This window comes from Lysobacter xanthus (assembly GCF_047159895.1).
Genome location: NZ_BAAGAB020000092.1, coordinates 1 through 8401 on the forward strand (window position 1 = coordinate 1; position 8401 = coordinate 8401).

The 8401-nt window shown below is 71.4% G+C and carries 11 protein-coding genes; 5 read left to right on the forward strand and 6 right to left on the reverse strand.

Annotated elements, in window-relative coordinates; translation table 11 throughout:
- Nucleotides 1-624: DedA family protein (locus ACY35P_RS14365; RefSeq protein WP_462116532.1), on the reverse strand; the 624-nt coding region annotated here is incomplete at its 3' end.
- A gap of 70 nt (nt 625-694) precedes the next feature.
- On the opposite strand from ACY35P_RS14365, the gene ACY35P_RS14370 reads away from it, so the two are divergent.
- From ACY35P_RS14370 to ACY35P_RS14380, 3 genes are all read left to right on the forward strand, one after another.
- Complete coding sequence (locus tag ACY35P_RS14370; RefSeq protein ID WP_462116522.1) at nt 695-1372, forward strand: protein kinase family protein; 678 nt, start codon at nt 695-697, stop codon at nt 1370-1372.
- Nucleotides 1373-1502: 130 nt separating this feature from the next.
- Nucleotides 1503-2327 (forward strand): SDR family oxidoreductase, encoded by an 825-nt coding sequence (locus ACY35P_RS14375; protein WP_462116523.1) that lies wholly within the window; start codon nt 1503-1505, stop codon nt 2325-2327.
- The gene (locus ACY35P_RS14380; protein ID WP_462116524.1) at nt 2324-2743 is read left to right on the forward strand and encodes a VOC family protein; all 420 of its coding nucleotides are present in this window, start codon (nt 2324-2326) and stop codon (nt 2741-2743) included. The genes ACY35P_RS14375 and ACY35P_RS14380 overlap by 4 nt, the downstream gene beginning before the upstream one ends.
- A gap of 7 nt (nt 2744-2750) precedes the next feature.
- Here ACY35P_RS14380 and ACY35P_RS14385 read toward each other — a convergent pair whose 3' ends face one another.
- Nucleotides 2751-3623 (reverse strand): ion transporter, encoded by an 873-nt coding sequence (locus tag ACY35P_RS14385; protein ID WP_462116525.1) that lies wholly within the window; start codon nt 3621-3623, stop codon nt 2751-2753.
- Between the two features lie 57 nt (nt 3624-3680).
- On the opposite strand from ACY35P_RS14385, the gene ACY35P_RS14390 reads away from it, so the two are divergent.
- On the forward strand, nt 3681-4919 hold the full coding sequence (locus ACY35P_RS14390; protein ID WP_462116526.1) for an aspartate aminotransferase family protein: 1239 nt from the start codon (nt 3681-3683) through the stop codon (nt 4917-4919).
- Here the strand turns inward: ACY35P_RS14390 and ACY35P_RS14395 are convergent.
- Genes ACY35P_RS14395 through thiE form a run of 3 tightly spaced genes read right to left on the reverse strand, consistent with a single transcriptional unit; the run spans nt 4904 to nt 7439 of the window.
- Nucleotides 4904-5518 carry an HAD-IA family hydrolase gene (locus tag ACY35P_RS14395; protein ID WP_462116527.1) on the reverse strand — a complete coding sequence of 205 codons (615 nt, stop codon included), beginning with the start codon at nt 5516-5518 and terminating at the stop codon, nt 4904-4906. The two genes, ACY35P_RS14390 and ACY35P_RS14395, sit on opposite strands and share 16 nt — an antisense overlap.
- Nucleotides 5515-6798 (reverse strand): glutamate-1-semialdehyde 2,1-aminomutase, encoded by a 1284-nt coding sequence (gene hemL, locus ACY35P_RS14400; RefSeq protein ID WP_462116528.1) that lies wholly within the window; start codon nt 6796-6798, stop codon nt 5515-5517. Before hemL ends, ACY35P_RS14395 begins: the two co-directional genes overlap by 4 nt.
- Nucleotides 6795-7439: a thiamine phosphate synthase gene (thiE, locus tag ACY35P_RS14405; RefSeq protein ID WP_462116529.1), complete on the reverse strand. Its 645-nt coding sequence runs from the start codon at nt 7437-7439 to the stop codon at nt 6795-6797. Before thiE ends, hemL begins: the two co-directional genes overlap by 4 nt.
- Before the next feature lie 61 nt (nt 7440-7500).
- Between thiE and ACY35P_RS14410 the strand changes: the two genes are divergently transcribed.
- Nucleotides 7501-7692, forward strand: coding sequence for a rubredoxin (locus ACY35P_RS14410; protein ID WP_462116530.1), 192 nt, complete (start codon nt 7501-7503; stop codon nt 7690-7692).
- 3 nt (nt 7693-7695) lie between these two features.
- On the opposite strand, the gene ACY35P_RS14415 is transcribed toward ACY35P_RS14410, so the two are convergent.
- Nucleotides 7696-8142 (reverse strand): DUF192 domain-containing protein, encoded by a 447-nt coding sequence (locus ACY35P_RS14415; RefSeq protein WP_462116531.1) that lies wholly within the window; start codon nt 8140-8142, stop codon nt 7696-7698.
- Nucleotides 8143-8401: the final 259 nt, after the last annotated feature.

Sequence of the window (8401 nt, forward strand, 5' to 3'; positions counted from 1 at the left end):
GTGCGTTGCGGACCAGCGCCACGTGTAGAGCACGGCCGCCCAGGCCGCCGCGACGGCGACGAGCAGTCCGCCGAGCACGACCGCCAGCCGGTCCGCCACCGCCTCCACCGCCTCGTACGAGGCCCCCAGCACCCAGCCGGGCGCGAGGAAGGCCACCGCCCAGCCGAGGCAGGCGACCGCGCTCGGCAGCAGGTAGCGCGCCGTCGGCATGTCGAGCATGCCGGCGATGGCGGGCACGAACGGACGCACCGCGCCCACGAAGCGTGCGATGAAGATGCTCTTGAGGCCGTGGCGGCGGAACATCGCCTCGCCGCGCTCGAGCCATTGCGGATAGCGCGCGAACGGCCCGCGCGTGCGCAGCTGCGCGCCCCAGCGCCGGCCTATCCAGTAGCTCATGCCGTCGCCGACGAAGGCGCCGAGGGCCGCGCTCGCGACCGCGTACGGCCCGTTGATGTGGCCGAGGCCGACCAGTGTGCCCACGGCGAACAGCAGCGGCAGGGCGGGCACGACGATCCCGAGCACGATGACCGCGTCGCAGAAGGCGACGAGGAAGATCAGCGCGCCCGCGGCCACCGGATGCGCGGCGATCCAGGCGGTGGCGGTGTCGATCCAGGCGGGGGTCATCGGCTCGATTATCGCCATGCAGGCGTATCCGGGAAGGCGTCGCCGGAATCCGTGCCCGTACACTGTCGCGATGCCCACTCCCCCCGATGCGGCCGCGGACGCGGTGGAAATCGCCGCGCTCAAGGCCGACAGCTTCGGTCGCATCGCGCTGATGCGCGCGCAGGGCGTGACGTTCGTGCGCCGCGACCTCGCGCACGTCCCGCTGTGGCTGCGCCTGCCCGCGTGGTGGCTCGCGCGCCGCGAGGCGCGGGGCCTGCAGGCGGTGCTCGGCCTCGAGGCGGTGCCGCGCCTGCTGCGCTGGGACGGCCGTCGCCTCGACCGCAGCTACATGTCGGGCGCACCGATGTACGAGCGGCCGCCGCGCGGCGACGTCGCGTATTTCCGCGATGCCCGTCGCCTGCTGCAGCGCCTGCACCAGCGCGGGCTAGCCCACAACGACCTCGCGAAGGAAGCCAACTGGCTGGTCCTCGACGACGGCTCGCCCGCGGTCATCGACTTCCAGCTGGCCAGCCGCGGCGCCCCGCGCTCGGGCTGGATCCGCCTGCTCGCGCGCGAGGACCTGCGCCACCTGCTCAAGCACAAGCGCACCTACTGCCCCGACGCGCTCACGCCCGTCGAGCGACGCGTGCTCAAGCGCCGGTCGTGGGTCCGCGAGCTGTGGTTCGCGACCGGCAAGCACGCCTACCGCTTCGTGACCCGTCGCCTGCTGCGCTGGGAGGACAACGAAGGGCAGGGGCCGAAGCCGTGAGCGAGACTCGGCGCCGCGCCGCCGGGCGCGCCGTGCGCAGCGACACCGCTTCCGCGCCTGCGATGATCCGCAAGTGCGCAGCACCGCGTCGCGTCGCGCCCTTCCTGTCCACCCAAGCTCGGACGTCCCCATGACCCTTTCCGGCAAGACGGTCCTCATCACCGGCGCCTCCCGTGGCATCGGCCGCGCGATCGCGCTGCGCGTCGCGGCCGACGGCGCGAATGTCGCCATCCTCGCGAAATCGGGCGTGCCCAACCCCAAGCTGCCCGGCACGATCCACAGCGTCGCCGAGGAAGTCCGCGCCGCGGGCGGGACGCCGCTCGCCCTGCGCTGCGACATCCGCGAAGAGGACGAGGTGCGTGCGGCGGTCGCCGCCACGGTCGACGCCTTCGGTGGCATCGACTGCCTGGTCAACAACGCGAGTGCGATCTGGCTGCGCGGCGCGCTCGACACGCCGATGAAGCGGTTCGACCTGATGCACGGCGTCAACGCCCGCGGCACGTTCCTCGTCACCCAGGCCTGCCTGCCGCACCTGCTCGAGGCGCCGGATCCGCACGTGCTGACGCTCGCGCCGCCGCCGAATCTCGATCCCAAATGGTGGGAGCCCCACACCGGCTACACGCTCGCCAAGATGGGCATGAGCCACGTGACGCTCGGTCTCGCGGCGGAGTTCCGCGACCGCGGCGTCGCGATCAATGCGCTGTGGCCGAAGACGGTCATCGCCACCGATGCGATCAACATGATTCCCGGCGTCGACGCTGCGGCCTGTCGCCGCCCCGAGATCGTCGCCGATGCGGCGCACGTGATCCTGACGCGGCCCGCCGTCGAGGCGACCGGCCGCTTCTACATCGACGAGGACGTGCTGCGCGCCGCCGGCGTCGCCGACTTCTCGCGCTACGCGGTCGATCCTTCGCGCCGACTGCTGCCCGACCTCTTCCTGGAGCCCGACGCATGAAGTACCTGCACGCCATGGTCCGTGTCCGCGACCTCGACGCCTCGCTGCGCTTCTGGTGCGACGGGCTCGGCCTCGTCGAGAACCGTCGGCGCGACTATCCGCAGGGCCGCTTCACGCTCGTCTACCTCGGCGCGCCCGAGAACCCGGAGTCGGAGATCGAGCTGACGTGGAACTACGACGACGAGGACTACGGCAGCGCGCGCAACTTCGGCCACGTCGCATTCGCGGTGGACGACATCTACGCCGACTGCGCGCGCCTGATGGCGATGGGCTACACGATCCACCGGCCGCCCCGCGACGGCCACATGGCGTTCGTGCGCTCGCCGGACCTGGTCTCCGTCGAGCTGCTGCAGAAGGGCGCACCGCTCGCGCCCGCCGAACCCTGGGCCTCGATGGGGAACACCGGCAGCTGGTGACGCGCGCTCAGCGCGGCTGCAGCATCGACGTGCCGCAGCGTCGGCAGTAGCGCGCCTCGGGCCCGTGGCCGACGAGGCCACATGCGGCGCACTCCGTATCGTCGAGCGCGGCCGGCGCGTCCGGGGTCGCGCCGCGGAGCCCGGTCGCGAGCTCGGCGGTGTAGATGCCGGTCGGCACCGCGATGATCCCGTAGCCGATGAGGATCAGCACCGAGGTGATCGCCCGCCCCAGTGGCGTGGCGGGCGCGACGTCGCCGAACCCCACGGTGGTGACCGTGACCACCGCCCAGTACATGCCGGTCGGGATGCTGGTGAACCCGTGCGCCGGACCTTCCACGATGTACATCAGCGTGCCGAAGATCACGACCAGCGTCAGCACCGCGAGCAGGAAGACGAGGATCTTGCGGCGGCTGCGCCACAGCGCGCCGGCGAGCAGGCCGCTTTCCTGCACGTAGGGCGCCATCTTGAGGATGCGGAACAGCCGCAGCGCGCGCAGCAGCCGAACGACGAGCAGGCCCTGGCTGCCGGGCACCAGCGCGGAGAGGTAGGTCGGCAGGATCGACAGCAGGTCGACGAGGCCCCACAGGCTCAGCGCATAGCGCAGCGGCCGTCGCACGACGATCAGCCGCATCGCGTATTCGATGGTGAACGCGCCGGTGAACAGCCACTCGAGCATCCGCAGGCCGGGCCCGTAGACCTCGCGCGCCGACGGCGTGCTCTCCAGCATGATCACCAGCACGCTCGCCGCGATCGCGACGAGCAGCAGCACGTCGAAATTGCGCGCAGGGCGCGTGTCGTGCCGGTAGATGATGTCGAACCAGCGCCGCCGCCAGCCGGTCTCCGACGCCGGCTCCATGCCGCGTTCGGGCGAGCCGGTCATGCAGTCCGCCCCGCGAGCGTCCAGAATGCCGCTCCACCCGCCGTCGTCCCGTCCCGCATGACTACGTCCTCCGACGCCCTGTTTCCACTGTCCGAACGGTACTACGTGCCGGTGTACCGGCCGCGTCGCATCGTGCTCGACCGCGGCGCCGGCTCGCGCCTGTGGGACGTCGACGGGCGCGAGTACGTCGATTTCGGCGCCGGCATCGCCGTGAACGCGCTGGGCCACGCGCACCCTGCGCTGGTCGGGGCGCTCACCGCTCAGGCCGCGCGCCTGTGGCACACCAGCAACGTCTTCGTCTCCGAGCCGCCGCTGCGTCTGGCCGAAGCGCTGGTCAACGCCTCGGGCTTCGCCGAGCGCGCCTTCCTCTGCAATTCGGGTGCGGAGGCGAACGAGGCGGCGATCAAGCTCGCGCGCCGCTGGGCCACCGCGCAGGGCCGCGAGCCCGCGCGCCGGACGATCCTCACCTTCGAGGGCAGCTTCCACGGCCGCACCCTCGCGACCGTCACCGCGACCGCGCAGCCCAAGTACCACGAGGGCTTCGAGCCACTGCCGCCGGGATTCCGCTACGCGCGCTTCAACGACATCGACGCCGCCCGCGCCGCCATGGCCGCCGGCGACGTCTGCGCCGTGCTGGTCGAACCGGTGCAGGGCGAGGGCGGCGTGATGCCGGCCGACCCCGCGTTCCTGGCGGGGCTGCGCGAACTCTGCGACACCCACGGCGCGCTGCTCATGTTCGACGAGATCCAGTGCGGCATGGGCCGCACCGGCCACCTGTTCGCCTGGCAGGCGTTCGGGGTGCGACCCGACGTCGTCACCCTCGCCAAGGCGCTCGGCGGCGGCTTCCCGATCGGCGCGATGCTCGCGGGCCCGGCCGCGGCGCAGACGCTGCAGTTCGGCGCGCACGGCACGACGTTCGGCGGCAATCCCCTCGCGGCGGCCGTCGCGCTCGCCGCATTGCGCGAGCTGTCTTCGGACGAGGTGGGGCGCAATGTCGGCCGCCAGGCGCAGCGGATCCGCGAAGCGCTGCACGCCTTCGACTCGGAGCTCGGCCTGTTCGACGACATCCGCGGTCGCGGCCTGATGATCGGCGCGCAGCTGCGCCCGCATCTCGCCGGCCGTGCGGCCGAGATCCTCGATCGCTGCGTCGAGCACGGACTGCTGCTGCTGCAGGCCGGCCCCGACGTATTGCGCTTCGTGCCCGCCCTGAACATCACGGATGCGGACGTCGACGACGGGCTCGCGCGCCTCGGACGCGCGCTCCGTGACGTCGCCGCGGCTCAGCCGAGTCCGTAAGCCCGCAGGACGTCGCCGAGCGCGGCGGACTGCGGCACGTGCGCGGATCGAAGCCCCGCACGCCGGGCACCGTCGACGTTCGCCGGCGCATCGTCGAGGAACAGCGTCGAGGCGGGCGCATGGCCGAGGTGGCGCACGGCGTCCAGGTAGACGCGCGGCTCCGGCTTGCGCACGCCGAAGCCGCCGCTGCACAGCATCCGCTCGCCGAACACGTCGGCGAGCGACGGCAGCAAGCGCGGCAGCACGTCGAGCAGCAGCCCGCCGTTGTTGGTCAGGATCGCGACATCGCACCGGCGCGCCACCGCCCGCAGCAGCCCGACCGTCGCCGGGTCGAGGCGCATCGCTGCGCCGCGTGCCGCCGCCCACGTGGCGACGTCCACCGCGACGCCGAGTGCATCCCCGAGTGCGGCGAGGTAATCGCGCGCTCCGATCGTGCCGGCATCGAAGCGGTCCTCCAAGCCACTCTCGAACAGGGCCGCATGCACGGCCGCGGGCTCGACGCGCAGCGCTTCGGCCAGATGGCGTACGCGCGCGCCGCGGTCGTACTCGACGAGCACGCCGTCGAGGTCGAACAGCACGAGCGTCGGAGCGGGCGTCACAACGCGGCGAACGCCTCGCGTGCCGCCGCCAGCGTCAGTTCGATCTCCGCGTCGCCATGCGCGCTCGACACGAAGCCCGCTTCGAATGCCGACGGGGCGAGGTACACGCCGCGATCGAGCATCGCGTGGAAGAAGCGGTTGAAACGCGCGGTGTCCGAGCCCTTCGCGTCGTCGAACGTCTCGACCGGGCCCTCGCGGAAGTACAGGCCGAACATGCCGGGTGCGCGCACGGTGTGGAATGCGATGCCGGCGTCGCGGGCCGCGGCCTCCAGGCCGTCGCACAGGCGGTGCGTGGTGCGCTCGAGCGCGTCGTGGAAGCCCGGCGCGCGGATGAGGTCGAGCGTGGCGAGCCCGGCCGCCATCGCGACCGGATTGCCGCTCAGCGTTCCGGCCTGGTAGATCGGGCCCGCCGGTGCGATCTGCTGCAGCAGGTCGCGTCGCCCGCCATAGGCGCCCACCGGCATGCCGCCGCCGATGATCTTGCCGAAGGTCGAGAGATCCGGCGTCACGCCGTAGCGCTGCTGCGCACCGCCGAGCGCGACGCGGAAGCCGGTCATCACCTCGTCGAAGATCAGCAATGCACCGTGCTGCGTGCACAGTGCGCGCAGGTGCTGCAGGTAGCCCTCGCGCGGCAGGATGCAGTTCGCGTTGCCCACGATGGGCTCGATGATCAGCGCGGCGATGTCGCCACCCACTTCGTCGAACAGCGCCGTCGCCGCGTCGAAATCGTTGTAGGGCAGGGTCAGGGTGAGATCGGCCAGCGCCGCCGGCACGCCCGGCGAGTTGGGCAGGCCGAGCGTCATGACGCCGCTGCCGGCCTTGACGAGGAAGCTGTCGCCGTGGCCGTGGTAGCAGCCCTCGAACTTGACGATGCGCGAGCGCCCCGTCGCGCCGCGCGCCAGGCGGATCGCCGAGAGCGTGGCCTCCGTGCCCGAGTTCACCATGCGCACCATCTCGCAACTCGGCACGATCGAGGTGATCGCCTCGGCCATCGTCACCTCGAGCGCATTCGGCACGCCGAAGCTCAGTCCGTCGCGCATCGTGCGGGCCACGGCATCCAGCACGTGCGGATGCGCATGCCCCGCGATCATCGGGCCCCACGAGCCGACGTAGTCGACATAGGCGTTGCCGTCGACATCGAACAAGCGGGCGCCTTCAGCGCGCTGCGCAAAGAACGGCGTGCCGCCCACTGAGCGGAACGCGCGCACGGGCGAATTGACGCCGCCGGGGAGAAGTTCGGAGGCGCGCGCGAACAGGCGCTCGGACGTGCTGTGGTTCATTCGGCGGATTCCTTGAAGCAGGCGAGATAGGCGAGGGCGGCGGCATGCGGATCGGGCGCGTCGAACACGCCGCCGACGACGGCGACGAGGTCGGCACCGGCATCGATTACCCCTCGCGCGTTGTGGGGCGTGATGCCGCCGATGGCGACGCGTGGAAGCGCGGCGACCGATGGATCGCGAAGCAGGTGCAGGCCGGCGCGGCGCGCGCCGGGCTTGGTGGTCGACGGAAAGAAGGCGCCGAAGGCGACATAGCTCGCACCGGCACGCATCGCGGTGCGCGCGCGCTCGACATCGTCGTAGCAGGACGCACCGAGGATCGCGTCGTCACCCAGTTGGCGGCGCGCCTCCTCGAGGTCGCCATCGTCGCCGCCCAGGTGCGCCCCGTGGGCACCGATCTCGCCCGCGAGCCGCCAGTCGTCGTTGACGACAAGGGGCACGCCGTACGTGCGACACAGCGCGAGCAGGGCGGTCGCCTGCATTCGACGCAGCGACGGACGGGCCGGCTTGTTGCGGTACTGGAGCAGTGCCGGCCCCGCGTCCAGCACCGGCTCGACGCGCGCAAGCAGCCGCGCCGTGTCGGGCTCGTCGGGGGTGAGGACATAGAGGCCGCGGCGCGGCCACGGCGGCAGGGGAGTGCTCATGCTTTCCGCGGACTGGAGCGAATGGGACAATGCGCGCCCGCAACCGCCGCATTATCCGCCCATGTCGACCCCTGCAGAAAACGCTCCCTTCCGCACCTGGATGTGCGTCGTCTGCGGATTCATCTACGACGAGGCGCTCGGCCTGCCCGAGGAGGGCATCGCGCCCGGAACGCGCTGGGAGGACGTGCCGGACACGTGGACCTGCCCGGACTGCGGCGTCACCAAGGACGACTTCGAGATGACGACGGTCTGAGCCCTAGCGGGCGGGCGCCACCGCAGGGCTCAGCTTCAGCTCCACCCCGTCCTTCAGGCCCAGCCGCTCGGCCTGGCCGGCGTTGAGCTCGAGCACATAGCGGGCCGGCACGCCGCTCGGATAGGGCGGGCAGGCGTCGCCCAGCGTGCACGGCGGCACGTCGCGCTGCTGGGCCACCAGCCGCCGGCCCGTATCGAAGTACAGGATGTCCAGCGCGATCTTGGTGTTCTTCATCCAGTAGGCGAGCGGCTCCTCGCTCTCATGCACGAAGAGCATGCCGTGGTTGCTGGGCATCTCCTCGCGGAACATCAGTCCGCGCGCGCGCTCCGCGTCGTCGTCCGCGATCTCGACGTCGTAACGCTGGCCCGCCAGCTCGACCCACTCGCCACGTCCCGAGGCGCAGCCCGACATGGCGAGCAACGCGAGCGGCAGTATCCATCGTGTGTTCATTGCAACGCCCCTAAGAAGTGCGCCAGACCTTCAGGCACCGCGCCGGCACGGTCAAGCATCACTGAACCGTTGAAACGGGCATCGAAATCCGCGCTTCCACATCGCCTCGGGCATGTGCATAATGCGCGCCCCGCTGACGAGAACGCGCTGCCCAGGCAGCCCGGTCGAGGAAACGGAAGATGAAAATTTCCGCTCACAGGGTGTTGACAGTGATCGGAACTGCTCTAAAATGGGCGGCTCACTCGGACGGACTGAAGTT

Coding starts and splice junctions, on each gene's coding strand:
- ACY35P_RS14370 (WP_462116522.1), top strand. CDS start 695: ATGCCCACTCCCCCCGATGCGGCCGCGGACGCGGTGGAAATCGCCGCG.
- ACY35P_RS14375 (WP_462116523.1), top strand. CDS start 1,503: ATGACCCTTTCCGGCAAGACGGTCCTCATCACCGGCGCCTCCCGTGGC.
- ACY35P_RS14380 (WP_462116524.1), top strand. CDS start 2,324: ATGAAGTACCTGCACGCCATGGTCCGTGTCCGCGACCTCGACGCCTCG.
- ACY35P_RS14385 (WP_462116525.1), bottom strand. CDS start 3,623: ATGACCGGCTCGCCCGAACGCGGCATGGAGCCGGCGTCGGAGACCGGC.
- ACY35P_RS14390 (WP_462116526.1), top strand. CDS start 3,681: ATGACTACGTCCTCCGACGCCCTGTTTCCACTGTCCGAACGGTACTAC.
- hemL (WP_462116528.1), bottom strand. CDS start 6,798: ATGAACCACAGCACGTCCGAGCGCCTGTTCGCGCGCGCCTCCGAACTT.
- thiE (WP_462116529.1), bottom strand. CDS start 7,439: ATGAGCACTCCCCTGCCGCCGTGGCCGCGCCGCGGCCTCTATGTCCTC.
- ACY35P_RS14410 (WP_462116530.1), top strand. CDS start 7,501: ATGTCGACCCCTGCAGAAAACGCTCCCTTCCGCACCTGGATGTGCGTC.
- ACY35P_RS14415 (WP_462116531.1), bottom strand. CDS start 8,142: ATGAACACACGATGGATACTGCCGCTCGCGTTGCTCGCCATGTCGGGC.